The 26,497-nt window shown below is 71.0% G+C and carries 20 protein-coding genes; 8 read left to right on the forward strand and 12 right to left on the reverse strand.

Annotated features, from left to right (window positions below):
- Positions 1–475 precede the first annotated feature (475 nt).
- The 4 genes from CEG14_RS14040 (at position 476) to CEG14_RS14055 (ending at position 5,287) form a co-directional block, all read left to right on the forward strand.
- Positions 476–1,291: a response regulator transcription factor gene (locus CEG14_RS14040; protein ID WP_094826956.1), complete on the forward strand. Its 816-nt coding sequence runs from the start codon at positions 476–478 to the stop codon at positions 1,289–1,291.
- A gap of 3 nt (positions 1,292–1,294) precedes the next feature.
- Positions 1,295–3,100 carry a sensor histidine kinase gene (locus CEG14_RS14045; RefSeq protein ID WP_094826957.1) on the forward strand — a complete coding sequence of 602 codons (1,806 nt, stop codon included), beginning with the start codon at positions 1,295–1,297 and terminating at the stop codon, positions 3,098–3,100.
- Between the two features lie 199 nt (positions 3,101–3,299).
- On the forward strand, positions 3,300–4,076 hold the full coding sequence (locus tag CEG14_RS14050; RefSeq protein ID WP_094826958.1) for a GGDEF domain-containing protein: 777 nt from the start codon (positions 3,300–3,302) through the stop codon (positions 4,074–4,076).
- A gap of 68 nt (positions 4,077–4,144) precedes the next feature.
- The gene (locus CEG14_RS14055; RefSeq protein WP_094826959.1) at positions 4,145–5,287 is read left to right on the forward strand and encodes an AMP-binding protein; all 1,143 of its coding nucleotides are present in this window, start codon (positions 4,145–4,147) and stop codon (positions 5,285–5,287) included.
- 102 nt (positions 5,288–5,389) lie between these two features.
- Here the strand turns inward: CEG14_RS14055 and pgaD are convergent, their stop codons facing one another.
- The 4 genes from pgaD to pgaA are packed head-to-tail and all read right to left on the reverse strand — an operon-like array spanning position 5,390 to position 11,642.
- Complete coding sequence (pgaD, locus tag CEG14_RS14060) at positions 5,390–5,833, reverse strand: poly-beta-1,6-N-acetyl-D-glucosamine biosynthesis protein PgaD (protein WP_094826960.1); 444 nt, start codon at positions 5,831–5,833, stop codon at positions 5,390–5,392.
- Positions 5,830–7,164 carry a poly-beta-1,6-N-acetyl-D-glucosamine synthase gene (gene pgaC / locus CEG14_RS14065; RefSeq protein WP_094826961.1) on the reverse strand — a complete coding sequence of 445 codons (1,335 nt, stop codon included), beginning with the start codon at positions 7,162–7,164 and terminating at the stop codon, positions 5,830–5,832. Before pgaC ends, pgaD begins: the two co-directional genes overlap by 4 nt.
- Entirely contained in the window at positions 7,161–9,176 is a 2,016-nt protein-coding gene (gene pgaB / locus CEG14_RS14070; RefSeq protein ID WP_094826962.1) for a poly-beta-1,6-N-acetyl-D-glucosamine N-deacetylase PgaB, read from the reverse strand. The genes pgaC and pgaB overlap by 4 nt, the downstream gene beginning before the upstream one ends.
- 9 nt (positions 9,177–9,185) lie before the next feature.
- Positions 9,186–11,642, reverse strand: a complete 2,457-nt coding sequence (gene pgaA, locus CEG14_RS14075) for a poly-beta-1,6 N-acetyl-D-glucosamine export porin PgaA (RefSeq protein WP_256985703.1) — start codon at positions 11,640–11,642, stop codon at positions 9,186–9,188.
- Between the two features lie 501 nt (positions 11,643–12,143).
- On the opposite strand from pgaA, the gene azu reads away from it, so the two are divergent.
- Positions 12,144–12,596, forward strand: a complete 453-nt coding sequence (azu, locus tag CEG14_RS14080) for an azurin (protein ID WP_094826963.1) — start codon at positions 12,144–12,146, stop codon at positions 12,594–12,596.
- Between the two features lie 69 nt (positions 12,597–12,665).
- On the opposite strand, the gene CEG14_RS14085 is transcribed toward azu, so the two are convergent.
- The 8 genes from CEG14_RS14085 to CEG14_RS14120 all read right to left on the reverse strand — a co-directional run bounded on the left by CEG14_RS14085 (position 12,666) and on the right by CEG14_RS14120 (position 23,141).
- Entirely contained in the window at positions 12,666–13,847 is a 1,182-nt protein-coding gene (locus tag CEG14_RS14085; RefSeq protein ID WP_094826964.1) for an MFS transporter, read from the reverse strand.
- Positions 13,848–13,996: 149 nt separating this feature from the next.
- Positions 13,997–14,779 (reverse strand): enoyl-CoA hydratase/isomerase family protein, encoded by a 783-nt coding sequence (locus CEG14_RS14090; RefSeq protein WP_256985704.1) that lies wholly within the window; start codon positions 14,777–14,779, stop codon positions 13,997–13,999.
- Between the two features lie 29 nt (positions 14,780–14,808).
- Positions 14,809–15,801, reverse strand: coding sequence for a Bug family tripartite tricarboxylate transporter substrate binding protein (locus CEG14_RS14095; RefSeq protein WP_094826966.1), 993 nt, complete (start codon positions 15,799–15,801; stop codon positions 14,809–14,811).
- A 93-nt stretch (positions 15,802–15,894) separates the two neighbouring features.
- The gene (locus tag CEG14_RS14100; RefSeq protein WP_094826967.1) at positions 15,895–17,475 is read right to left on the reverse strand and encodes an AMP-binding protein; all 1,581 of its coding nucleotides are present in this window, start codon (positions 17,473–17,475) and stop codon (positions 15,895–15,897) included.
- A gap of 39 nt (positions 17,476–17,514) precedes the next feature.
- A complete protein-coding gene (locus CEG14_RS14105; RefSeq protein ID WP_094826968.1) occupies positions 17,515–18,291 on the reverse strand; it encodes an enoyl-CoA hydratase/isomerase family protein in 777 nt (258 codons plus the stop codon).
- Positions 18,292–18,477: 186 nt separating this feature from the next.
- The gene (locus tag CEG14_RS14110) at positions 18,478–19,296 is read right to left on the reverse strand and encodes an IclR family transcriptional regulator (protein ID WP_143277212.1); all 819 of its coding nucleotides are present in this window, start codon (positions 19,294–19,296) and stop codon (positions 18,478–18,480) included.
- An 84-nt stretch (positions 19,297–19,380) separates the two neighbouring features.
- Positions 19,381–21,009, reverse strand: a complete 1,629-nt coding sequence (locus CEG14_RS14115; protein ID WP_094827543.1) for an indolepyruvate oxidoreductase subunit beta family protein — start codon at positions 21,007–21,009, stop codon at positions 19,381–19,383.
- The gene (locus CEG14_RS14120; protein WP_094826970.1) at positions 21,006–23,141 is read right to left on the reverse strand and encodes a thiamine pyrophosphate-dependent enzyme; all 2,136 of its coding nucleotides are present in this window, start codon (positions 23,139–23,141) and stop codon (positions 21,006–21,008) included. Before CEG14_RS14120 ends, CEG14_RS14115 begins: the two co-directional genes overlap by 4 nt.
- 174 nt (positions 23,142–23,315) lie before the next feature.
- On the opposite strand from CEG14_RS14120, the gene CEG14_RS14125 reads away from it, so the two are divergent.
- The 3 genes from CEG14_RS14125 (at position 23,316) to CEG14_RS14135 (ending at position 26,458) form a co-directional block, all read left to right on the forward strand.
- A complete protein-coding gene (locus tag CEG14_RS14125) occupies positions 23,316–24,251 on the forward strand; it encodes a LysR family transcriptional regulator (RefSeq protein ID WP_179280599.1) in 936 nt (311 codons plus the stop codon).
- Between the two features lies 1 nt (position 24,252).
- Positions 24,253–25,161, forward strand: coding sequence for a LysR family transcriptional regulator (locus CEG14_RS14130; RefSeq protein WP_094826972.1), 909 nt, complete (start codon positions 24,253–24,255; stop codon positions 25,159–25,161).
- Positions 25,162–25,273: 112 nt separating this feature from the next.
- Positions 25,274–26,458, forward strand: coding sequence for a mandelate racemase/muconate lactonizing enzyme family protein (locus tag CEG14_RS14135; protein WP_094827544.1), 1,185 nt, complete (start codon positions 25,274–25,276; stop codon positions 26,456–26,458).
- Positions 26,459–26,497 lie beyond the last annotated feature (39 nt).

A 26,497-nucleotide genomic window follows, 5' to 3' on the forward strand; every position in this document is an offset into this window, starting at 1 on the left:
CCGTTCCGTCTCTCGAAACGCCGGCAACGCGCTCGCCAGGTCGCCCCCGGTGACCCGCCGGCGTCCTTTGCGCGCGCCCCTGTCTGGCGGGCCAGCGTCGATACGCGCGCGGGCCGCGCCGGGCCACGCGCTGGCATGCGCGCGCCCGGGTGGCGCTGCCCGCCGCGCGCGTCACGCCCTGGCGGCCACGCGGCCATGCGCGTTTCGTGCTGCGAAACGGGGCCGGCGGACATATGCGGCAACACGGCAAATGGCGCGCGCAATATTACTTTCACGCGGCGCCGGCACGATCCGCCAGCATGCTGCACCTGCACGCAGATCACGCTGGCAATCATGCGTTTGGACCATTGTTGTGATTTGGATGCAGTCCAGATGGACTAGCCGCTATTGGCGCACACGCGCTGCGCGGCAGGCCTATGATGTGACTGACTGAAAATCAGGCGTTCAAAAATGTGAAGATCAAGGATTCCGAACGATGTTACGTGCAAGTGCTCATCGCAACCACGTACTGTTGGTCGATGACAATCCCGACGAACTGCGACTCCTGATCGAACTGCTCCGTGGCGCGAACTTCCGCATCGCGCTGGCTTTCGACGGCACCCAGGGCTACAAGCGGGCCGCCGCCATCTCGCCCGATCTCATCCTCATGGATCTGCGCATGCCGCACACCGACGGCTTTGCCGCGTGCCGCCTGCTGCAGCACGATCCGGTGACGGCGCACATCCCGATCATTTTCCTGTCGGCCAGCCGCAGCCTCGAAGAACGGCTCAGCGGCCTGCAGAACGGCGGCGTGGACTTCATCCTCAAGCCTTTCGCGCCGGCCGAAGTGCTGGCGCGCATCCAGATCCACCTCAAGCGCGCGGCCCAGCGGCGCGACACCGCCATACCCGCCACGCGGCCGCGGCTCACCGCCGAACAGGTCATCGTCAACGCCGCCACGCACTATCTGTCGCAGTGCCTGGCCTCGCCGCCGACGCTGCCGGAGCTCGCGCGCAAGGTCGGCACCTACGAAAAAAAGCTCTCGCTCGCGTTCCGCCGGCAGCTCGGCAAGACGGTGTTCGAACACCTGCGCGACGCGCGCCTGGACCGCGCCCAGCAACTGTTGACCGACACGCGGCTGAGCATCACGGACATCGCGGCAGAGACCGGCTTTTCCACCGCCGCGAACTTCGCCACCGCCTTTCGCAAGAAGGTCGGGCAGACCCCATCGGAATTCCGCGCGACGCTGAGCGACCCCGCCGGCGCGGACGATGCCGAGCCCTGCACGTCCGATGCCTCGCAGCCGGGGTGACGCATGCCGCCCGACGCCATGGCCGCCGAGGGCGGGATGAACGCCGCCTCCGCCTTCACGGCGCTGCACATGGTCGACTATGTGGCGGCGCCCGCGCTCAACGAGATCGACATCCTGCCGCTGATGCTGCAGGGCGCGCTGAGCGGCGCGTTCGCGGCGCTGGCGTGCGGCGCCTGCGTGACCTTCGTCCAGCTGCGCAACGGCCCCTTCGCGTGGCTGGCGCTGGCCGCGCTCGCGGCCGCGCTGTTCCAGTTCACGATGGGCCAGGAGAGCGTGGCCGACCTGCTGCCGGCCCTGGATCCGCGCTATGCCTATGCGGAGCCCGCGGCCGGCGCGCTGCTCGTGCTCAGCCTCGCGGGCCTGGTCCGCAGCCTGGCGCGGCGCGAGCCGCACAGCGTCCCGAACGTGCCACAGCTCACGCTCGCCACCGTGGCGCTGGTGGCGATGAATGTCACCGCCTGGTGGCTGCCCGACAGGTTCGGCCAATGCGGCCTGCTCGCCACCATCCTGGCGTGCGGCTGTTTCTTCGTGGTGTATCTGCGGCTGCGCCATTCGAGTCCGCTGGCCGGGCTCCTGAGCGCGACCGCCTTCGCGGCGCTGTTCAACCTGTTGCAACGCCTGGACGCGAGCGTGCTGGCCGGGGTCGGCGCGGGCCAGGGCTGGACGTTCGGCGACACGCTGGCGGCACGGCTGCTGAGCGCGGTCGTCAATCTCACCCTGCTCACGCTGTGGTTCCGCCGCATCCGCCAGGACGCGGGTGAGCGGCCCGCGCCGGTGCCCGCGCCGGTGCCCGCGCCGGTGCCCACGCCGGTGCCCACCCCTGCGCCGGACGAGAGCCGCAACCGGCAGAAGATCGAGACCCTGAGCTATGTGGGCCACGACCTGCGCGCGCCGCTCGCGACCATCCAGGGCTACGTGCGGCTGTTGCGCGCAAGCCCGCAGGCGCCCAAGCCCGAGCACCTGGACGCGATCGAACGCTCGGTCGCGTTCCAGCTGGCGCTGGTCGAGGAGGTGCTGGACTATGCCAAGGCCGAACTGCAGCCGCTGCACGTGGCGCCGGGGCCGACCTCGCTGCGCGAGCTGCTCGAGGAGCTGATGCCCTATGCCAGCGTGCTGGCGAGCACCACCGGCAACCGGTTCTCGTACCTGCCGCCCGCGGCGCTCCCCGCCAGCGTGCGGCTCGACGGCCATCGCCTGCAGCAGGTGCTGCTGAACCTGTTGTCGAACGCGGCCAAGTTCACCTCGCAGGGCACGATCGTGCTGCGCGTCAGCGCCAGGCGCGACGCGCAGCACGCCCTCTGGCACCTGGGTTTCAGCGTGGAAGACAGCGGCATGGGCATGACCCTGACGCAGCAGGAGTGCATCTTCGATGCGTTCGTGCAGCTCGAACGCCGCGGCTGCGGCGTGGGGCTCGGCCTGTTCATCGCCCAGCGCATCGTCGAACAGATGGGCGGCGGACTCCGGGTGCGCAGCGCGCCCGACGCGGGCAGCACCTTCTCGTTCGAGATCGAGGCCGCCGAGCTCGACGGGGCGCGCCTGACGATGCCCACGCTGGCCCCGCGCGAGACGGCGGTCTCGGCCCTGTTCCCGACCGGCCAGTGGCTCGACGTGCCACCCGCGCCGGCCCGGCTCGAGCTCGCGATGCTGGCGCGCGATGGCCTGTTCAGCGAGATCGAGGACTGGCTGCCCCGCACCGTGGCGCTGCACCCCGGCTTCGAGGACTTCTATGCCGAGGTGCGCAAGGCCGTGTTCTCGCTCGACCTGCACCGGCTCGAAACGCTGGCCCTGCACGGCCTGCAGCCGGCCTGATCGCGCCGTGGCGCGGCAGGCTCGCAGTTTCAGGACAAAAACTTCGCCCACGCAAAGCGTTTTTCCCTTCACGAAAAGGGGGGCATGGCACCCGGACGCAACACTCGCATCGTGGCGCGCTGTCATGCCATGACGCTGGCGTTGCACGGCGGAAGGTTCGCAACGTCTTGAGTTCTTTTATCAGGCCCGTAGGGAAACCATGAAAGACATTCACCCGCGACACGAACCCTTCTTTTCGCTGACCAACCAGGATGTGCTGCTCACCCCGGGCGGCCTGCGCGCCCTGATGCACGGCATTCCCGAGGCCGACCCGGCGGCGCGGCCGGGCGGCGACGCGGCGGCCTCCGACATGATGGCGCGCATCCGCCAGCTCGAGTTCCAGAACCGGCGGCTGCGCCACCTGAGCATCACCGACGAGCTGACCTGCGCCTTCAACCGGCGCCACTACTCCACCAGCTACGCCCAGCTCGTGCACCTGAGCGGCACGCCCCACGCCCGCACCGGCGCGATCGCGCTGTGCCTGTTCGACATCGACCACTTCAAGGCCTACAACGATGCCTACGGCCATCCGCGCGGCGACATGGCGCTGCAGGCGGTGAGCTGCGCGGTGTCGAACATGCTGCGCTGCGGCTCCGACCGGCTGTTCCGCTTCGGCGGCGACGAGTTCGGCGTGCTGTTCCGCGCCGCCACGCCGGAGGAGGCCCTCGGCCGCACCCAGACCTTCCAGCAGGCCATCGACACGCTGCGCATCGCGCATCCCGGCACCCGCAACAAGCTGCTCTCCGCCAGCTTCGGCATCGCCTGGCACCCCGCCCCGGCCGCCCACGGGCTGGACGCCAAACAGATCTACGCCGCGGCCGATGCCATCCTCTACTCCGCCAAGCAGGAAGGCCGCAACTGCGCGCTGCTGCAGGTCATGGCGGACCCGGCGCCCGAGACGCCGCGCTGGGACCGGGGCACGCAGGCCATGGGCTGACACCGCCCGCCTGGCCGGTGGCGGCCGGTACGCGTCATCGGAACGCTGACAACCCTGGACGACGGCCCATGCACTTCGACTTCGAGAACGGCACGTTCGGCCATCTGCGCCACGCCCCGCAGGCCGCCGCCATCGTTCACGCCGGCGGCGCGTTGAGCTGGCAGACGCTGCACGCGCAGACCCGCAGCTGGATCCAGCGGGCGCTGGGCGCCGGCGCGCGCACCGAACACGCGCTGGTGATCCTCGGCCACAACGAGCCGGCCATCGTCACCGCCATGCTGGGTTGCCTGGTGCTGGGCGTGCCGTATGTGCCGGCCGACAGCCGCGACAACGTCGACCGGATCCGCCGCATCGTCGACCACGCCTGCGCCTCGCTGATCTACGACACGGCGACCGACCGCTTCATCGTGGGTCCGGCGGGCGCGCGCACGCTCACGGAGCGGCGGCTCGCCTGCATCATGTTCTCGGCCGCGGGCGGCCACGAGCCGCTGGGTGCGCAGATCGGGCGCGAGAGCATCTCGGCGCAGGCCAAATGGCTGCGGCGCCAGGCCGGGCTGGGTGCGGCGCCGGTGTTCATGGGGCCGGCCTCCTTCATGTGCGGCCGCGCGATCCTGGACCTGCTCGGGCCCATGGCGACCGGCGGCACGCTGGTGCTGCGCCCGGCCGCCGACGAGCCGCAATCGGGTTCCTATGCCGAGCACCTGGCGCGCCACGGCGTGAGCGTGCTGGTGGCCAAGCCCGCGTTTCTGCGCCAGCAACTGCTGGATCCGGATTTCGACGGCCGGCGCCTGCCGGCCCTGCACACGCTGATCCTGGGCGCCGAGCCCATCACGCCGCCGCATTTCCTCGCGCTGCGCCAGCGCTTTCCGGCGGCGCGCATCATCCGCAACTACGACCGCGTCGAGGTCACGGGCGCGGCCACGTGGAGCGAGATCGACGCCTCGATGCACGATCCGCTCGCCAACACCTACACGCTGGGCCACGCGCGCTCCTGCGGCGAAGTGTTCCTGCGCAATGGCGAGATCTGCGTGGCCGGCCCCACCGTGATGCGCGGCTACATCAACGCGCCCGAGATCAACCGCATGCGGCTGTTCCAGCACCGCGGCCGGCCGGCCTATCGCACCGGCCATTGGGGCATGATCGACGAACGCGGCCTGGTCTACTGGCAATCCCAGGCCGGCCCGGAAGACGCCGCCGCGGCGCCGGCGTGAAGCTCCGGCGGCCGGCGCATCCCGTTCGGGGTCATCGCAGGGAGATGCCGCACGGCGCGGCACCTGGCCGGCGGCGCCGGCACGCCTGCGCCCGCGATGCGCTCAGGCCGCGTCGGCCACCACGGTGAGCCGCGGCACCGGATGCTCCACGTCCACGATCAGTCCATGCGCATCGAAGTGGACGGTCGCGCTGCGTGACTCCTGCAGCCGCACCAGGCTCTTGGGCGAGTCGCAGAACGACAGGATGCGGCGCAGGTCCAGGTGCGCGCCGCGATGGCGGCGCCGGTCCAGGCCGCTGAAGCGCGCGCGGTTGTAGCGGGCCCAGCACACCAGGATCGAGGCCATCAGCATGGCGGCGGCCGCGTAGGCCGCCAGCGTGTCGAGCGAGGGCAGCAACCGCAGCCACGGCGAGATGCCCAGCCTGCCGGCATGCAGCACCGCCAGGATGCCGGCGCCGATCAGGTAGAAGAAGCCGGCCCAGGCGAGCGCGGTGAGGATCATGTCGACGGATTGGCCGAGACGGGAACGCTGGGTACGCAGAATCATGGTGTGGGCGCCTTGATGCCGCGGTCCGGGCTCACCCAGCGCGCACGGCGCCGCCGGACCATCAGCATGACTTTGGGGAAACTGACCAGGGTGGTGAACAGACTGATCATCCAATAGGCGAACGGATACCAGATGACCCAGAACATCGCGCGCGCCAGCCCCGGCTCGTAACGCCGGTCGACCAGCACGCTGATGCCGAACTGCATCAGACACACGATCGCGAGCACCATGCCGGTGAAGGCCGGCGGCACGAAGTTCGCCACGTGCAGGGCGGGCGGCAGCGGCAGCACAAGCCCGATCAGGCCGAGCAGCGCGAAGATGGCGAAGGCGAAGGCCCACACCGTCGACAGGCAGAACTCCGCCATCATCGGCCACATGCGCCGGTACTCCCAGCGCCAGATGCCCGTCATGTTCTTCAGGAACACCTCCGCCCCGCCCTGCGCCCAGCGCAGGCGCTGCCGCCACAGCCCGGCCAGGGTCTCGGGCATCAGGATCCAGCACAGGCCGCGCGGCTCGTAGAACACCGACCAGTGATCGCGCTGCAGCTTCCAGCTGATGTCGATGTCTTCGGTGATCATGTCCAGGCTCCAGTAGCCCACCCGGTCGAGCGCGGTCCGGCGAAACGCCGCCACTACGCCCGACACCGTAAACACCTGGCCATACACGCGCTGCGTGCGCTTGATCAGGCCGATGATGGACGAGAACTCGCCGACCTGGATGCGGCCCACCAGCGTGGAGCGCGTGCGCACGCGCGGATTGCCGGTCACCGCGCCCACGCGCGGATGCAGCACCAGCGGGCGCACCAGGTGCACCACCGCGTCCGGGTCGAGCAAGGCGTCGCCGTCGATGCAGACCAGGTACTCGCTGTGCGCGGCCAGCGCACCCACCCGCAGCGCCATCGCCTTGCCCTGGTTCGTGGCCAGGTGGATGACGCGCAGGCGCTCGTCCTCCAGCACCATCTCGTCGAGCATCTGCGCGGTGCCGTCGGTGGAGCCGTCGTTGATCGCGATCACCTCGATGTGCGGATAGCGCTGCGCCAGCGCCGCGCGCAGCGTGTCGCGGCCGTGGGCCGCCTCGTTGAAGCACGGGACCAGGATAGTGACCAGCGGCTCGCCCGGCAGGCGCGGCGGCGGCACGCCCGGCCCTACCGGCCAATGGCGCTCCCATTGCAGCCAGAAATAGAGGCCGCCGGTCATCCAGATCACCGACATCAGCATGGGATAGAAGAACACGAAGTCCAGCAGCACCTCGCTGGTGAGCACCAGCATGAGCCCGAGCGGCAGGCCGGTCACGAGGCACAGGATGGCGAAGGCGATCAGGCGTTGGGTCATCGCACGGGATACCAGGAGTCGGAGATGGCCGGCCGGATCGTCTCCAGTGCCGGATGGTCCTGCAGGAAGTCGTCGGGGTAGTAGCCGAAGTTGCGCGCGCCGCGCAGTTGCAGGCGCTGCATCCAGCCCGCGATCACGGCCGCGTCGATCTCGCTGTCGGCGGCCGCCTCGTCGCGCCAGTCGCGCGTCTGCAGCTCGAACACCGTGCGGTCCAGGCCGCCCGGGCGGCGCGCGACCTCGTCGACCATGCGATCGAGCCAGGCGTCCTCCTGGCCGGCCGGCACGTCCTCCATGTAGGGCATGGCCATCGGCGCGGTCCAGTCGTAGGCGGCGAGGAAGTCGTCGAGGTTCTGCGCGAACCAGGCCTCGCTCGCGGGCTCGAGGATGGGCGGCGCATAGATGTTGCGCGCGGTCTTGATGCGCGGCCCGCGCACCTCCCTGACCGTGTCGGCCAGCGCCAGCGTGAAGTCCACCAGGTGGCGGCTCTTGAAGCGGGTCCAGCGCGCCATCGCGTCGGGATCGGCGCGGATCGCGCCCACGCTCGCCGGCAGCCCGGCCGCCGCGTAGGCCGCCAGCGCCGGCGCGCTGGCATCCTCGAAATCGCCCAGCAGCGCATCGTCGTGGAACAGGATGCCGTCGAAGATCGCCTGGCGCGACAGGTCCTGGTAGATCTCGGTGATGCGCCGCCGCGCCTCGGCATCGAAGGGCGAGAGGCGCCGGTACTGCGCCGGGTCGATCTCGGCGGCGCCGGTCGCCGGATTCCAGCGCTGCACGCGCGGCAAGGCGGGGTCCAGGTCGAAACTCAGCACCGGCAGCCAGGCGTAGATCTGCACGTTGGCGCGGTTGCGCAGCTGCCAGGCCACGCGGCTGAACAGGTCGGCGCGCACCGGCAGCCAGCGATTCGGAAAATACAGCTCGCGCGCGAGACCGTCGGCCTGCGGATCCGCGAAGGCCTGCAGGAACACCGTGTTGATCTGCATGTCCACGATCCGCTGCACCAGCGCGCCCAGGTTGCGGTCGGTCTGCGCCGGGTCGGGATCGTAGACGTAATCGATGTCCACGTGCGCCACCCGCATCAGCGGGCGCGCCTCGGTGCCCACCACCGAGTTGGCGAAGATGCGCGTGGTGGGATCGCTGGAAACCAGCAGGCGCGGCGTCGACATCAGGCTCTGCGCGCGCGCCGTGCCGTCTTCGAGCGTCATGCCCATCACGTAACCCTGCTGGCCCGCGATGCCCAGCGCGGTGCCGCTCTCCGCACCGTACGGCCAGACCCAGGCGCGCGGCGCACGGCCCGTGGCGCGCTCGATCTTGCGTGTGATCGCGCTCACGTCGCGCGTCACGCGGGCGCGGTGGGCCGCCTCGGTTTCGTAGGTGCCGGTGGTCTGGTCGTAGATGCGCACCGCGGCCGCCGGCTGGCTGTTGCCCTGCGGGTTCGCAAGCACGCCGTAATGCAGGCTGTCGGTGTGCGCCGCGATCTCCACCAGGCCCGAGCGCGACAGCTCGCCCACCGCCGCCCAGTCGAGAAAGCGCGCCCGCTCGACCTGCGCGCCGCCGAAGTCCACCGGCTGGTCGGCCGGCGTGTCCATCCACTTGCCCACCGGCGCCACCACCGCGGGCCAGTCGAACGCGCGCAGGATCGGCAGCACGCGCGTGAGCGAGCTGCGGTAGCCGTCGTCGAAAGTCAGCAGCACGGCCTTCGGCGGCAGGTCGGGCCCGCCGCGCTGGGCCGCCAGTATCTGCTCGATCGTGACCGGCTGGTAGCCATTCTCGCGCAGCCAGGTGAACTGCTGCACCAGGTGATCCGTGCGCACGCTCAGGAAGCGCTGGTCGGGATCCTCGTCCTCCACGTCGTGGTAGCCCAGCACCACGAACTGGTTGCGCGGCCACGGCGCGTCGGCGTGGCCGCGCTGGCGCTCGGCCGGCGGCACGAATACCGGCACATCCCTGGCGCAGGCGCTGAGCACGAGCGCCGCGATACACAAGGCCATTGCACGCAGGAAGGAGAGGCGCATGGTCGGGCTCTAGAAGCGGAAGGTGAGGTCGAGGACGAGGCGGACCTCGCGTTCGCGGTCGCCGTCGTAGGGGCGGCTGATCGCGGTGGCCGTGGCGCCGATGGCGAACACGTCGCTGGCCTGCCAGCGCTGGCCGTAGCTCAGGGTCAGGATCCCGCCCGAGCCGTAGTCGCGCTGCGTATAGAGGCCGGCGCCGAGCGCCGCCGTCTGGGTCCAGACCGACTCGTAGCGGCGGCTCAGCAGGTGCGTGAGCTGCACGCTCGGCAGGATGGTGAGGTCGGCGCGCGGGTTGAAGTACGGCGTGTCGCGCAGCGTGTTGCGCGAGGCGGACACGTCCAGGTTCAGGTCGGCGGTCAGCCTGGGATCGGTGTAGAGCCGTTCGCGGCCCTGCACGCCCAGCGTGTAGCGGTGGTTGCCATCGGAGAAACGCGCGGGCGACGCCACCAGCATCCATTCGCGCCGCTCGTCGGCACGCCAGCGCAGAAAGGCCGCAAGGCTGTTGGACGACACGTCGTTGGTCAGCGCGCGCAGGGGCGTGGCACGCGAGCGCCAGTCCGCGCTCGCCCCGACCTGCCACGTGTCGTCCAGGTCCAGCGCGCCCGCCAGCCGCAGGCCCGGCCGGGTGCCGAAGCCGTAGTTGTTGGCCGACACCTCGCCTTCGAGCGTGACGTCGCGCACCCGCCATTGCAGGCCGGTGCGGGCCCAGCGGTAGCGGCCCTTGCCTTCCTCGAACTTGCCGGTGGCGTAGCCGGCGCCGGCGAACACGCGCCAGTCGTCGGCAAACGGCGCGGAATACAGCACCGTCTCGACCGCGGTCTCGCCATCGCCCGCCACGGCGCTGTCGTTGGCCAGGCCGCGCGTGGCCGTCACCTGCAGCTCGGCCTTGTGATGCACGGCCACGGCGCGCGCCAGCTGGCGCGCCGACAGGTCGTCGGGAAAGCGCGTGATCACGTCGTCGGCAAGCAGATCGGCCTGACGCCATTCCTGCAACGCCAGGGCCGTGTGGCCCTGGCCGGTCTCCACCGCCAGGCTGCGCGGCGACAGCGTCTCGGCCATTTTCAGCTCGCGCTCGGCCTCGCGCGGGCGCTCGCGCGCCAGCAGCACGTCGGCCCGCCCCGCGCGCAGGCCCGAGTTGTAGGGCGCCTCGCGCACGAAGGCGTCGAAGCGCGTCTGCGCCGCCTCCGTGTCGCCCGCCAGCAACCGGGCCTGCGCGGCGGCACGGCTCGCCTCCAGGTGGAGATCGTTCGGCATCCGCATCTCCTGGCCCTTGAAGTAGAGCCAGGGCCCAAAGTCGTCCTGCACCGCGTCGATCGACACGATGGCCTGGGTCGCGCGTTGGTCCTCCGACAGCGCGTAGAACAGGCCCGTGTGCGTGATGAGGCGGTCGCCCGCGTCGTCGCTGCCGGCGGCCGGGTCGGCGGCGGTCTCGGCGAACAACGCGGCCGCGCGCTCCGGCTGGCGCAGGTAGAGATAGGCGTTGGCCACGTCGTTGTTGACGTAGCGCGGCACGTTCACGCCCTGCGCCTGCAGCCGCTCGTACTCCGTCACCACGTCCTGCATGCGGCCGCGCACGTACAGGGCGTGCAGGCGGTCCATGCGCGCGCGCAGCACGTCGCCGGCCGCCTCCGTGCCGAGCGGCGTCCAGGCCGCGATCTGCGCGTCGAGCAGCGCGATGGCGCGATCCGCCACCACGTTGCGCTCCTGTTCGTTGCGCGCCGGCAGCCCCGCGATGCGCACCAGCTCGGCCGCCTCGTCGCCCTCGAGCCGGCGCATCTGCGCCGCCGTGAGCAGCTCCGGGTCGGCGCGCGCCACGCGCAGCGCCGCGTCGGCCAGGCGGGCACGCTGCAACGCGAACACATAGGCCCGCTTGACGTCGGCGCGCCCCGGCGTGAGCTGGTAGGCCCGGTCGGCCTCCTCCAGCGCGGCGTAGGGCTGTTGGGCGCGCGCATAGGCATAGCTGAGCGCCAGGCGGCGATCCGGATTGCGCGGCGCCGCGGCCACCAGCCGCTGACCCAGCGCGATGGCCTCGGCATCCTGGCCCGCGTCGGCCAGCACCATGGTCTCGCCCAGCACGAAGGTATCGTCGTGCGGAAAGGGCTTGGCGCCCTTGCGGTACAGCGCCAGCGCCTGGTTCCAGCGTTTCTCGTCGCGGTACGCGCGGGCGACCACGGCCAGCGCCTCGGCCGGCAGCGGCATGGCCACCGCCATCGATTCATAGACCTCGATCACCTCGGCGCTGCGCCCGGCCCGCCCCGCGATCACGATCAGGTCGATGATGGCGCGCACGTCGTGCGGATCGAAGCTCACGCGCTGGCGCAACATCACCAGCGCGGGGCCGTAGCTGCCCTCGCGGGCTTCGCGGATGAGCGCGTCGTACTCCGCATCGACGCGGGCCGCCGCCGCCGGCGCACATGCCAGCATGCCTGCGAGGGCGCCGGCGAGGGCGGTGGCCAGCGCGGCGGCCATCGCCCTCGCGCGGGCCCATGGCAACGCGGCCGCGCCGGAGCGCCGGGGGCAATGCGTGGGACCTGCCGATCGTCGAGCCATACCGGTTCTGTGCGCCGTCTGCGTTAGAGGGGAGGTGTCGAGCGTCGGGCAAGTATGGGGAGGCGGCCGGCGGCCAACCTTTTCGTGGCCGCCAAAAGCGTTTTCCGCGCGGGAAAATCTGCGCCGATCCGCGGGGCGGCCGCGTTGCAGTGCAAAAGGCGGATTCGGCGCCGTGCACCGCGCGGGTGCGGGCACCGTTGCGCGCCGTGCCACCCGCGGCGCTCGCAAGCGCCTCTGACCAGCATGAGGCGTCCGATATCCGGCGCGACCCGCGCCGCGTTTGCCAAATATCAAGATGCGGTGCGGCCGCAACTTCTACAGTGGTGTCCGGTCAGACGGCCGCCGGCGCTGCCGCGCAGCGCGCGCGGCCACGCGGGCGGCCCTCGCCCACATCACGTTCCAGACATCAGGAGAACAACCATGGCCCTTGGAAAAACCCTCGCCTGCGTGGCACTCACGCTGGCATCGTCGTCGGCCTTCGCGGCCGATTGCGCCGTGGAGATCACTGGCAACGACCAGATGCAATACAACACCAAGGCCATCTCGGTGCCGAAGGAATGCAAGCAGTTCACCGTCACGCTGTCGCACGCGGGCAAGCTGCCCAACAACGTGATGGGCCACAACTGGGTGCTGTCCAAGGCCGAAGACATGCAGGGCGTCGTGTCCGACGCCATGGCGGCCGGCGCCGCCAAGCACTACATGAAGGAAAACGACGCCCGCGTGATCGCGGCCACCAGGATGCTGGGCGGCGGCGAGAAAGACAGCGTCACGCTCGACACCGCCAAGCTCGCCGCGGGCGCCAAGTACAAGTTCTATTGCACCTTCCCGGGCCATTCGGCCATGATGAACGGCGAACTGACGCTGGCCCAGTAAGCGGCTGCGCGCCAAAGCAAAGGCCGCGCTCCCGCAAGGGGCGCGGCCTGCTTCATGGGCGGCAGGCGTTCAGGCCTGCGCGCGGCGCGGCAGCCAGCGCCAGAACACGCCGGCCGCGACCAGTCCCAGCGTGCCCACGCCAAACGAGGCGCCGCCCAGCGACACCAGCGCGGTCAGCACCGACAGCGCCACCGGCCCGCCGCTCGATCCGATGTCGGCCATGAAGCGCCAGATCCCCAGAAACTGCGTGCGCGCGCCGGCCGGCGCCGCGTCGGCGCCCAGCGTCATCACGATCCCCGAGCCGATGCCGTTGCCGAAGCCCAGCAGCAGCGACACCAGCACGAAGCTCGTCACCCCACCGGTCAGCGGGATCGCCATCAGGCTCAAGCCCATCAACACCGTGCACGGCAGCGCCACCCACAGGCGGCCGCGCTGGTCCATCACCTTGCCCGCCGGATAGAACACCGACATGTCGACCGCGGCGACCAGGCCGTAGATGAGCGAGGTGGTGGTGGCGTCGAGGCCGAGATGGTCGGCCCACAGCGGGATCACCACCTGGCGCGACGCGCGCAGCGCGCTGATCAGCATCACGCCCACGCCCAGCGTGGCGTACACGCCGCGATGGTCGCGCGCGACCGCGCCCATGCGCACGCGCGGCGCGCCGGACGCCGCGCCGCCCGACGGCGCGATGTCCGGCGCCTTGATGGCGATCAGCCCCGCGCCCAGCATGGCGCACAACGCCACCCAATAGGCGCCGTCGAGCCCCACGAAATGGATCAGCGCCGCGCCCGCGAACGGGCCGATGAAGGTGCCGATCCGCGTGGTGCCGCCGAGCGTGGACAGGGCGCGCGCGCGAAACGCGAGCGGCACCACCTCGATCATGTAGCTCTGGCGCGCCAGCTGGAACACCGACTGCGCGCAGCCCTGCATCAGCATCGCCAGCGCCAGCACCCAGAGCTGCGGCACGCCGATCACGAGCAGCAGGCCGATCACGCTCAGCAGCGCGGCGCCGGCCATGGCGCGCTTCTCGCCGACGCGGTCGGTGATCAGCGCGGACGGAATGTTGGAGAGCAGCGAGCCGACCCCGATCAGGGCCGCGATCAGGCCGGCGGTCGCCACCGACGCCCCCTCGTCGCGCGCGGTAAGGGCGATCACGGGAAGGATGGCGCCGTTGCTGATGCCATACAGCAGCGACGGGCCGAACGCCGGCACGGCGATCTGCTTCAGATTGAACGAATCGGGTTGCAACATGACGGGAGCAGGGAAGGCCAGGCCGCCTGCCGGCCGCCGCGGCGGGCGGGGCCGGCCCGGCGGCCGGCAGGCGCGGGATCCCGAAAGTGTAGCTCGCGCCCCGCGCCACCGGCTGTCAGCCGGCTGACAGCACCGCCCTGCCCCGGCCCTCAGCGCCCGACGAAGACCGGCTTGCGCTTTTCGGCGAAGGCGGCCGCGGCGTTGCGATAGTCTTCGCTCTGGTTGGCCTGGTCGGACAGCGCCTGGATGCGCGCGGCCTCCTGCGCCAGCGTGCCGGCCGAGATTGCGTTGAGCTGGGCCTTGCTGCCGGCGATCGAGAGCGGCGCGTTGTCCATCATGCCGGTGCCGAACGCCAGCGCGCCCGCCACCACGTCATCGTGGATCGCGTCGATGAAGCCCGCCAGGCGCGCCGCACCGGCATCCACGAACTCGCCGGTGTAGAGCCAGCGCCGGGTCTGGCTCACGCCGATGAGCTGCGACAGACGCTGCAACTGCACGGTCGGGTACACCAGACCGAGGCGCGCCACCGGCACGCTGACACGCGCGGTGGGATCGCCCACGCGGAAGTCGCAGCACAGCGCCAGGCTCGCGCCCCCGCCCACGCACACCCCGCTGAGCGCGGCAATCACCGGCACCGGCGCGGCCTGCACCGCCGCGAAGCATTCCTGGATCACCGCGCGGTAGGCGTCGGCGCGCTGCGGATCCGACAGCGCCTCGCGGAACGCGAGGATGTCGTCGCCCGCGCAGAAGTGGCCCCCTGCCCCGGTCAGCACGGCCAGCCGCAGCGCGGGGTCTTCGGCAAAGCCGCGAAACACGTCCCGCAGGTCGCGCCAGGCCGCCAGGTCGCAGGCGTTGCGCCGATGCGGCCGATCGATCGTGACGACGGCCACCCGGCCCCCGTCACGGCGTTCCACCCGGATTTCAGATGCCAAAGCAGTCTCCTTGCCGCACACGCGGCGGATCAATTGAGCGTGATGCGCGTGGCGTCCACCACGCCGTTCCATTTCTCGACCTCGGCGCGCAGCGCCGCGTCGGCCTGCACGGTGTCGGTGTAGACCGGCACCACGCCCTGCAGCCGCAGCTTGTCGGCGAGCGCCGGCCCCTCGTTGAGCCGCTTGAGGGCGGCATTGAGCGCCTGCACCACCGGCTCCGGCGTGTCGCGCGAAACCAGGATGGCGTATACCGACGACGCCGTGAAATCCGGCAGCCCCTGCTCGATCAGCGTGGGCGTGTCGGGCAGTGAGGCCAGGCGTTCGCGCGCAGCCACCCCCACCGGCACGATACGGCCGCCCGGCAGGTTGGCCAGCGCGGTCGGGGCCGTGGCGAACATCATCTGCACCTGGCCGGCCAGCAGGTCGACCATGGCGGGCGCGGCGCCGCGATACGGCACGTGCAGCAGCTCCAGCTTTTCGCGCAGCCGGAACATCTCGGCGATGGCGTGTTCGAGCGTGCCCGGCCCCGACGAGCCATAGGCGAACTCGCCCGGCGCCGCCCGCACCTTGCGCACCAGCTCGGCCAGGGTCTTCACGCCCAGGCCCTGGTTCGCCACCAGCACGATGGGCAGCTCGCCCACCACGCCGACCGAGCGGAAGTCCCTGAGCAGATCGAAGCCGACGACCTCCTTGCCCATCAGCCGGCTGTTCAGCACGTACGAGGTCGTGGGTGCCATGAGCAGCGTGTAGCCGTCGGCCTTGGCGCGCCGCACCTGCTGCGCGCCGATGTTGCCGCTGGCCCCGGCCTTGTTCTCGACCACGACGGTCTGGCCGAGCTGTTCGCCCAGCGCCGTGCCGAGGATGCGGCCGACCACGTCGACCGCGCCGCCGGCGGCGAACGGCACGATCAGCGTGATCGGCCGCTCCGGATACTGCGCCTGCGCCGGCACCGCGGCCAGGCCCAACGCGCCGGCCGCGAACCAGGCGGCGCAACGCGACTTCCAATTGAAGATGGTGTTCATAGACTTCCCCTTGATGCGGTGCGCCACGGCGCCCGCGGATTCTGATGCGTCCGTTGAACTGCGGGTGTTGTACTGCGGATGAAACCGGTGCTGCTACTTGCCGACCCGGTAGCCCGAGGCCTGCAGGTCCCACACGCCGGCGGTCTGGCGCGACAGTTCCTTCTTCTGGATGCGCTGCGTCGGCGTCTTGGGAAACTCGTCGATGAAAGCCACGAAACGCGGGATCTGGTAGTACGGCAGGCGCGGCTCGCTCCAGCGGATCAGGTCGAGCGGGGCCAGCGCGCGGCCGTCGCGCAGGCGCACGAAGAGCTTGAGCTCGTCTTCGCCCAGGTCGCTCGGCACGCCCACCAGCGCGGTCTCTTCCACATCGGGATGCTCGGCGATCACGCGTTCCACCTCCCACGCCGAGATGTTGATGCCGCGCCGTCGCAACATGTCCTTCTTGCGGCCCGCGTAGTGGAGAAAGCCCTGCTCGTCCTGGCGCGCCAGGTCGCCGGTGCAGAACCACTCGCCGCGGCGCGCCTCGCGCTCGGCCTCGGGATTGCGGACGTAGCCCAGGAAACCGAGGCCGGGCACGCGCGCGCGCACCGTGATCTCGCCGCTTTCACCCACCGGCACGGGCGCGCCGTCGTCGTCGGTGAGCTGCACGTCGTAGTAATCGAGCGGCTTGCCCACCGAGCCCGCGGGCCCGGCCGGGTTCACGGTCACGAAGGTGATCAGTTCCGACAGGCCGTAGCCCTCGCGCATCTCCACGCCGAAACGCTGCGAGAAGGCCTGCCACAGCTCCGGCGGGCAGCCGCCGCCCCAGGCGATGCGCACGCCGTGGTCGCGGTCGTCCGCGCGCGGCGGCTGCTTGAGCAGCATCGGGATCACCGTGCCCAGGTAATGGATGTGCGTCACGCCGTAGCGCCGCGCGTCGTCCCAGAAGCGCGACGCGCTGAAGCGCTCCACCATCGCGAGCCGGGTGCCGCCGAGCAGGGCCGAGATGACCACCGCGACGCCGGCGCCGTGATGCAGCGATTCCCACAGCAGGAACACGCTGCCGGGCGCCGCGCCGGTCAGGCGCAGGATCGCGAGCGGACCCGCCCGCAACGTGCGGTCGGACTTCAACACCCCCTTGGGTGCGCCCGTGGTGCCCGAGCTCGGCGTGAGCGCCAGGATGTCGTCGGGGCCGGGCGACACGGGCAGCGGCTCGGCCGGGGTGTCGAGATAGCGCTCGAAGGCGCTGCCGGCCACGCCTTCCGGAGCGGGCCCGCCGCGCCACAGCACCGCCTCGAGGCGGTGCAGCTCGGGCGCCAGCGCCGCCGCGTGCTCCGCGTCGGCGATGAGGGCGCGCGGCGCCAGGTGTTCGAACAGATGCGTGAGCGACGCGCCCTTCAGGTGCACGTTCACCGGCACCCGCACCAGGCCCAGCACGGCCAGCGCAAAGATGGCCACGATGTGATCGGGGTGGCTGGGCAGCATCAGCGCCACCCGGTCGCCCGGCCGCAGGCCGTCGCGCCACAACAGGTTGGCCAGGCGCAGCACGCGCTCGTGCAGCATCGCCAGCGTGAGCGGCGCGTCGTTGAACAGGCAATACACCTCGTCCGGCGCCTCGGCGGCGCGGCGGGCGATGAGCTGGGCCAGGGTCTCGTCGGAGGCCGGCGGGATGTCGATATGGGTTTCTGCGGTCATGATGCCAATGCGGTCGGAACGTCGGATGAAACGGCCCGCTCAGCGGGCGGCGTGACGGCGCTGTTCGCGCTCGGCGAAGAAGGCCTGCATCATGCGCGCGGGCTCGCCGCTCTCGTACGATTCGTGGTGCAGGCGCGCGGCCGCCTTCATCGCGTCGCGAAAGCCCGCCTCGGTCATTTCCTGGAAGCGCTGCTTGTCCAGGCGCAGCGCCACCGGCGGCTTGGCCGCGAGCTCGGCGGCGATCGCAAGCGCGCGGGCGCGCACCTCTTCGGGCGCAACGAGGTGATGGATCAGGCCGAGCTGGTGGCACTCGCGCGCCGTCATCATGCGGCCGGTCAGCGTGAGCTCGATGGTGCGCGACAGGCCCAGCATCTCGCGCATGATCCACGGCCCCGTCACGCTGGCGATGCCGGCGTTGATCTCCGGCTGGCCCATCTTCACGCCCTCGTGGGCGACCCGGATGTCGCCCAGCAGCGCCACCTGGAAGGCCGAGCCCGCGGCCGTGCCGTTGAGCGCCATGACCAGGGGCTTGGGGAAGCTGCGCAGCAGGTGGTAGTAGGTCTCCCACTCGCCGATCCAGGTTTCGGCGCGCGCACCGTCGAAGTCGCGCGCCTCGTTCAGGTCCTGGCCCGCGCAGAACGCGCGATCGCCGGCGCCGGTCATCACCAGCGCGCCGACGGCCGGATCGGTCGCCGCCTCGCGCAGCACCTGCATGATCTCGGCCCGCATCGCCGTGTGCCAGGCGTTGAGGCAGTCGGGTCGGTTCAGGGTCAGCACGGTCACATTGCCCACGCGTTCCAACTTGATGAAGTCCATGGTGTTCGTCCTTTGCATCGCGCCGGGCGCCCCGGCAAATTTAATTACATAGCAATTTCTATAATTACTATTTAATTTTTAACAATGCTACGCCGGATTGGCGCACGAACAAAGCAAGGGGTTTCCCGCAGGCGCAAGAATGCCCCGGCAAGAAAATTGCCTTTCAATTTTCAGAAGGGAACGGGTTCAGGCGGCGACGAGGTCGCGTGCGGCCTGGATGACGAGCGGCAGCAGGCGCGAGCGCACGGCATCGGCGTCGTGGCGCGCGGACAGCGTGGACAGGTTGAGGGCGGCGATGGTGTGGCCCCGGCCGTCGATCACCGGCACCGAGATGGAGACGCTGCCCTGGCCGAGATTCTTTTCGGTCAGCGAATGGCCCTGGGCGCGGGCCCGGGTGAAGAAACCCAGGATCTCGTCGTCGTCGCGATCGCCGAAGCGCGCCCGCACGCCGGCCGGCATGGCGGCGATGCGCGCGCGCAGCGCCGCGTCGGGCAGATGCGCCAGCAACACCTGCCCCGAGGAGGCGGGCATGGCGGCATAGCGGCTGCCCACCGGCAGGTTGACCGCCACCGGATGCACGCTGGGAATGTTGCCCAGCACGATGATCTCGTCGCCGTCGAGCTCGACCCAGGAAACCGATTCGCCGGTTTCGCGCGCGAGCTCGACCAGATGCGGCCAGGCATGCTGCAGGGGGGCATTGCCGCCCAGCATGGCGCCGGCCAGCCCGACCAGCCGGGCCGACAAGCGGTAGGTCTTGGCGCCCGCGAGCCGTTGCAGATAGCCGAGCCGATGCAGCGTGTAGACGAAGCGCTGGGTGGCGCTGCGGCCCAGCCCGGTGCGCTCGTTGAGCTCGAGGATCGACAGCGCCTGGTTGTCGCGATCGAAGCTCTCGAGCACGCGCATCGCCTTTTCCACCGAGGCCACGAACAGCCGTTCGTCCACCTCGCCGTCGCGAGCGGGGTCGGAGGCGGGTGCGGCAGCGGGCATGAACGGGGCGGTGGACACGGTCGGACGGGTAACGCTGTGGGCCAGTGAGCGCACAGTGTACCGCCCCGTCCGCGCGCGGCGATCGGCGCCGTCGCGCCGATGTCAGCCTGGCGCCGGCCTGCGCACGAAGCGCAGCGGCTGCTCGACCAGCGCGGGCGGCGGCAGGTCGAGCGCGCGCGCCAGCGTCTGCCCCTGCGGATCGGCCAGCGCCGCGTCGCGCGCGCGGGCGATGCGCGCCGCGAGCGGCTCGCTGCCCTCGGCGCGCGCGGCCACGTCGTCGAGGATGGCCGTGAGATTGCGGTGTCCGCGCTCGCTCGTCTCGCCATAGCCCTTCACCAGGTTGCCGCAACGCGCCAGCTCCAGTGCGGCCGCCGCATCGCGCGCAAGCAGCCCGCGCACGGCATCGAGCCAGCGCGTCATGAGCGCGTGTTCGCGCGCGTAGCGCTCGGTGCGCGGGCGCCAGCGCCGCAGGCCGCGCAGCACACAGAGCAGGGCAAAGCCGCTCACCGTGCTGGTGCGCAGGTGCAGCGGCACTCCGCCCTGGCCGCCGCGCGCGCCCCAGCGTCTGCGCACCCGCCGGGCCAGTGCGCCGGGCAGCACCGAACACAGCTCGTCGAGGCCGGGCTTCAGGAACTCGGTCAGATGCATGGGCTCGTCGTCGGCGGCGCCCGCCTCGCGGCGCACACGCGCGAGCCGGTCGCGGCGGGTCTTCAGATCGGCCACGCGGATCACGTCCTCGTAGCTCATCCACAGCGCGAGCCAGCGCGCCACCGCCAGCGTCACCGGCAGGTCCGGCTCGCCGTGTGCCTGTTCGGTGCCGAGCACAGACTCGACCCGGTCCAGGTAGCGGTCGGCGTAGTCGAGGTCCTGGTAGTCGAGCACCTGCGCCACGCCCTGCGCCGCGATCGCGCGCAAGGCCGGCGGCAGGCCCGCCACGCGCGCGCCGCGCGGGCCCGGCGGCGGTTCATCGGCGGCAGGCTCGGCGGATGGACCGGCGAGCGCGTCGGCGGCCATCGGCACCGCGGTGTGAGGCAGGCGCGCGCCGGGTTGCGGCGGCGGCTCGATCGGGGATTCGGCCGCGACGTCGTTCCGCGCACGGGCCGCGCTCACCGCGTCGAAGCCCGCCGCAAACCCGGCCAGGCTCGCGGCCACCGCCTTGCCCGTGGCGCGGATCGCGTCTTCACAGACCGCGCGCGAGAACGGCAGGCCGCCGCTGCCCGCCATCGCGCCGAACAGCACCGTGTTGATCACCGTGCGATGCCGCGCCGCCAGCACCGCCATGTCGAACAGGATGGCCTCGCGCGCCAGCGCGCGCGCGCTGGCCACGATGCGCTCCGTGCGGTAGCGGCCGTCGGCCATCGCGGCCTTCTCCGACACGGCGTACTCGCGGTGCGCGGAGCCGACCAGCAAGGTGCGCTCGGGGCTCACATAGCCCGCCTGCAGCATGCGGCCCGCCTCCACCAGTTCGGTGGCGGCAACGAGCGTCACGTCGCCGGGAAACGGCACCAGCGACAGCACCGGCTCGCGCCCGCCGAGCGCGGCGCGCGCGACCGGCAGCACCTCGAGGTAGTAGTTGGTGGCGCCCGTGCGCTGCGCCACGCCCGGCACCGAGGCGCTCTGCACCGGGAAGCCCTGCGCGGTGGCGGCCGCGATGATCCAGTCGGCCAGCACGCCGCCGCCCTCGCCGCCCAGCGCGGCGATCAGGATCGAAACCGGTCGGATCCCGTTCATGCCGACGCTCCCCGCGCCAGCGCCGCGCGCCCCGCCAGGGCCCCGATCACGCGCGCGCGCCAGCGCGCCAGCCGGCGCTCCCACGCACTGGCGTGATGCACGATCTCCGCCTTGTAGAAAGACGGGCACAGCTGGGCCGCGTGCGCCACCTCGCCGCACAGGCCGCAGCCCACGCAGCCCGCGTTCACCGTGGCCACCGGATCGGTGCGCAGCACGCTGGGATTGGGCTTGAGCGACAGCGACGGGCAGCCCGACAGCCGGATACAGGAATGGTCGCCGGTGCAGACTTCGTCGTCGATGCCGAAGCGCGTGCGCACCACGCGCTGGCCGCGCCGCATGCGCTCGGCGTTGCGCGGCTTGATGCGGCGCTGACGCTCGAGCTGGCACTCGCCGTCCGCGATGATGACCTTCAGCCCGCCCTCGGGCGTGCTCATGGCCTCGTCGAGCGTGCGCCGCATGTTCGCCACCTGGTAGCTCGGCACGGTGCGCAGCCAGCGCACGCCCACGCCGCGCAGCGCGGCCTCGATGTCCAGGCTGAGCGGGCGCGAGGCGGGCTGGCTCGGCGACGAAGGGATCGCCTGCGTGCCGGTCGCCGAGGTGTAGCCGTTCTTCAGGATCACCAGCACCGAATCCTGGTTGTTGTACATCGCGTTGACCACGCCGCTGGTGAAGCCGTTGTGCCAGAACCCGCCGTCGCCCATGATGCTGATGACGCGCTGCTGCATCAGCGGCGCGATGCCCGAGGCGCTCGCGAGGCCCAGCCCATAACCCAGCACCGTGCTGCCGATGTTGAAGGGCGGCAGCGTGCCGAAGGTGTGGCAGCCGATGTCGGCGCTCACGTGCAGCGGCCCGAGCCGTTGCTGCGCCAGCTTGATGGCGGCAAACACCGGCCGCTCCGGGCAGCCCACGCAGAAGCCCGGCGGCCGGTTCGGCACGGGCGTCTGCAGCGACTCGACCGCCTGCTGGCGCCAGCCGGTCAGCGCGTCGGCCCGCTGCGTCGGCGCCGTGTCGCCCTGCAGTGCCAGATAGCGGCCGATGCCGCGCAGCATCACCTCGCCGCCGTACTCGCCGGCCATCGGAAACACATTCTTGCCATGCACGGTTGCGCGCGCACCCGCCCGGCGCAGCATGGCCTGCAGCGCCTGTTCGAGATACTCGGGCTGCCCTTCCTCCACGACCAGCACCGACGCCTTGCCCTCGCAGAACGCGAGCAGCGTCTCCGGCACCAGCGGGTACACCACGTTGAGCACATGGATCGGGATCTCGCTCGCGCCGAAGGCATCGGCCAGCCCCAGCTGCTGCAAGGCGCGGATCACCCCGTTGTAGAGGCCACCCGGCACGATCAGGCCGACGTCGTCGCGCGTGCCCGGGAACGTCTCGTTCAGGCCCGCCGCCACGATATGGCGCAGCGCCGCCGGCGCGCGTTGCGCCACTTTCTGGCGCTCGTGTTCGTAGGTGGACGGCGGCAGGTTGACGCGGCCGTAATCGAAGCGGCCCTCGGCCAGCCCCGCGCGCGTGGAGATTGCGGGCGCAACGTTGTCCTTGCAGACGAAGCTGCCGTGCACGTGGCAGGCGCGGATGCGCAGCTGCAGCATCACCGGCGTCTGGCTCGCCTCCGACAAGCGGAAACCCTGCTCCACCGCGGCCACGATGGACGGCAGGTTGGGCCGCGGATCCATCAGCCAGATCTGCGACTTCATCGCGAAGGCATGGGTGCGCTCCTGGATGATCGACGAACCGTCGCCGTAGTCCTCGCCCAGGATGATGAGCGCGCCGCCGGTCACGCCGGCCGAGGCGAGGTTGGACAGCGCGTCGGAGGCCACGTTGGTGCCGACCGTGGACTTCCAGGTCACGGCGCCGCGCACCGGGTAGTGGATCGAGGCGCCCAGCATGGCCGCGGCGCCGGCCTCGGACGCGCTGTTCTCGAAGTACACCCCGAGCTCGTCGAGCAGGCCGCGCGCATCGCCCAGCACGTCGATCAGGTGCGACACGGGCGCGCCCTGATAGCCGCCGATGTAGCTCACGCCCGACTGCAACAGCGCCTTGGTCACGGCCAGGATGCCCTCGCCGTGGAAGACCTCGCCGGCCCCGAGCGCCAGGCTGCCCACCTCTTTCGCGAACGAACGTTCCATCCTCGTCTCCCTTGCGATGGCGGCCCGGCGCGATGCGCCGGCCCCCCGTGTCGTCATTGCTGCGATGGTAGGGTTTGCGTCCTTATCCATTCAATCGATGAGTGGTATGTTGCATATAGAAGGCATCGATAACAGCACACACACTGGCGCATGCACGCCGGCGGAGACAACCCCATGGCGACAGCCGCTTCCCTGGAGGCCGGCCACGCGCATCGGCTCGACCTGAATCTCCTGCGCGTCATGGTGGCCGTCTTCGAGACCGGCAGCGTGAGCCAGGCCGCCGACCGGCTCGAACTCACCCAGCCCACCGTGAGCTACGGTCTCGCCAAGCTGCGCCAGACCTATGGCGATGCGCTGTTCGTGCGCGATGGCCGCGGCATGGCGCCCACCCCGCGCGCCGAGCAGATCTACCGCGCCTTCCAGGAGGCCCTCGCCTGTATCGACCGCACCCAGGAGCTCGCCGGCGCGTTCCAGCCGGCGCGCTCGCGCCGGCGCTTCCGGGTCGCCATGTCGGATATCGGCGGGCTCTGTTTCCTGCCGCCGCTGGTGGCGCAGCTGCGCCGCGCCGCGCCGCTGGCCGAGCTCGACGTGCTGCAGGTGCCGATGGATGCGCTCACCGAGCAGCTCGCCTCCGGCAAGGTCGATGCCGCCATCGGCAATCTGCCGCTCGGCGCGGAGAAGCTCTCGAGCCGCCTGCTGTTTCGCGAACACTACGTCTGCCTGGCGGCGCGCCATCATCCGGCCGCCCGCGCGCGCCGGCTCACGCTGGCGCAGTTCCTCGCGGCGCGCCATGTGCTGGTGACCTCCCCCTTCTTCGCGCACCAGCACGTGGAAGACTCGCTGCGTGCGCAGGGCGTGCAGCGCAGCATCGCGCTGCGCATCCCGCACTTCACGGTGCTGCCCGAGCTGATCGCGCACAGCGACCTCATGGCCACGCTGCCGCTGCGCGTGGCGCGCGTATTCGAATCCTATGGCGGACTGCGGGCGATGCCGCTGCCGGTGAGCGTGCCCGAGTTCGAGGTGCGGGTGTACGTCCATGCCTACCAGGCCGCGCAGCCGGCGGTGCAATGGTTCGCCGGACAGATCGAATCCGCACTGCGGGGGCTGTGAGATGAGCGCCCTGTCCCAACTCGATATGACCGCGCTGCGGCTGCTCATCGCCGTGGCCGACTGCGGCAGCATCAGCGCCGGCGCGAGCCGCTGCCATCTGTCGGTCGCGGCGGCGAGCAAGCGCATCAGCGACCTGGAGGCGCGTGTCGGCACCGCCCTGCTGCTGCGTCACCGGCGCGGCGTCGAGCCCTCGCCGGCCGGCGACATCTTCATCGCGCACGCGCGCCGCATGGCCGCGCTCGCGGGCGTGATGGAGGAAGACCTGCGCGACTGCGCCCACGGCGTGCAGGACCGCGTGCGCATCGTGGCCAACTCGGCAGCCATCCTGCAGTTCCTGCCCGAAGACCTGCACGGCTTCATGCAGGGCAACCCGCGCGTGCGCATCGAGCTCGAGGAGCACACCAGCCGCTCCGCGGTGGAGATGCTGCAGACCGATCGCGCCGACATCGGCGTGTTCGACGATGGCTACACGCCGGGTAACCTGCACGCGCACGCCTATCGCGAGGACACGCTGGTCTGCGTCATGCATCCGCGCCACAGCCTGGCGCGGCGCAAGGGCGCGCTGCCGTTCGCGCAGACGCTGGCGCACGACCACGTCGGGCTGTATCGCGGCACGGCGATCCTGACGCAGATGGAGCGCGCGGCCGCGCAGGCCGGCCGCGCGCTGCGGCTGCGCATCCAGGTCACCAGCTTCGACGCGGTCTGTCGCATGGCCGAGAGCGGCATCGGCGTGGGCATCGTGCCGCAACGGGTCGCCCAGCCCTACGCGGCGCTGGGCCGGCTGCACCTGGCGCCGCTGCGCGATGCCTGGTCCAAGCGCCGACTCGTGCTGGGCTGGCCGCAACAGCGCGAGCCGTCGCCGGGCGCGCAAGGCCTGATCGGCCATCTGCTGCGCGCGGCCGGGCATTGATGCTTTCGTGTTTCTCGAAAGCAGCTTGAAAAAATGCCGATTGTCCGCGCTCGGGCGACAGGCCTATAACGCAGAAAACGCGCTTTATGCCGACAACGAGACGGAGACCACCATGCAGCATGCCGGCGACCTGGCCCAGGACCTCGCGATCGAGCGGGTCCAGGCCATTCCCCTCAACATCGAAGTGGCGATGCCCGTGCCGGGCGGCGAGAAGCGCAGCTCGCTGTCGTGCGTGCTGGTGCGCATCGACACCGCCTGCGGCCTGACCGGCTGCGGCTTCACGGCCATCACCGAAGAGGAAGCGGTCGGCGCCACCATCAACGAGATCGCGGCGGCCGCGCTGATCGGCGAGTCGGCGCTCGACACCGAGAAGCTGTGGGAGCGGCTCTACTGGCTGTTGACCCCGCGCGGCCAGAGCGGCTATGCCGCCCACGCCATGGCCGCCATCGACATCGCGCTGTGGGATCTGAAGGCGCAGCGCCTGGGTCTGCCGCTGTGGCGCCTGCTGGGCGGCGCGCGCCCCCGCGTGCCGGTCTACGCCACCTTCGGCTTCAACTTCCTCGACCGCGAACAGCTGGCCGAGGCCGCCTCGCAATGGGCGGCGCGCGGCTTTCGCCGGCTCAAGATGACGGTGGGCAACCACGGCCTGCAGCGCCGCGACGAGCCGCGCCCGCTGTCGGAACTGATCCGCGAGGACGAGGCACGGGTGCGCGCCGTGCGGGCCAGCGTGGGCGCCGACGTGGAGCTGTGCATCGATGCGAACTGCAGCCTCGATCCCTATCACGCGCGCCTGCTCGCCGCACGGCTGGCCGACTGCGACATCGCCTTTTTCGAAGAGCCCCTCACGCAGAACGACGCCCGCGCGCTGGCCGACCTGCGCCGGCGCGCGCCGATGCCGCTGGCCGCGGGCCAGAACGAAGGCCTGGCCGCGCGCTTCGCCGACTTCTTCCAGCACGACGCGCTGGACATCGCCCAGCCCAACGTCGCCATCACCGGCGGCTACACCCAGTGTCTGCGCATCGCCGGCATGGCGCAGGCCAACAACGTCGCGATTGCCAACGGCGGTGCCTGGCCGTTCCACAACATGCATCTGCACGCGGGCCTCGCGCACGGCGGCTTCATCGAGTATCACACCGTGGCGGTGCGGGTCTGCGAACAGATCTTCGACGGTCTGCCCGAGCCCGAGGCCGGCTGGCTGGCCCTGCCCGAGCGCCCCGGCCTGGGCTTCACGCCCGACTGGGCGCGCGTGCGCGAGCTGGCGCGGCGCCCGCTGTCGCGCGGCCACGGCAAGCATTGACACCATAACCACCGCCGCGCAACGACGCGGGAGGAGACA

Origin of the sequence: Bordetella genomosp. 1 (genome assembly GCF_002261335.1) — a bacterium.
Taxonomy (GTDB): Bacteria; Pseudomonadota; Gammaproteobacteria; order Burkholderiales; family Burkholderiaceae_B; genus Bordetella.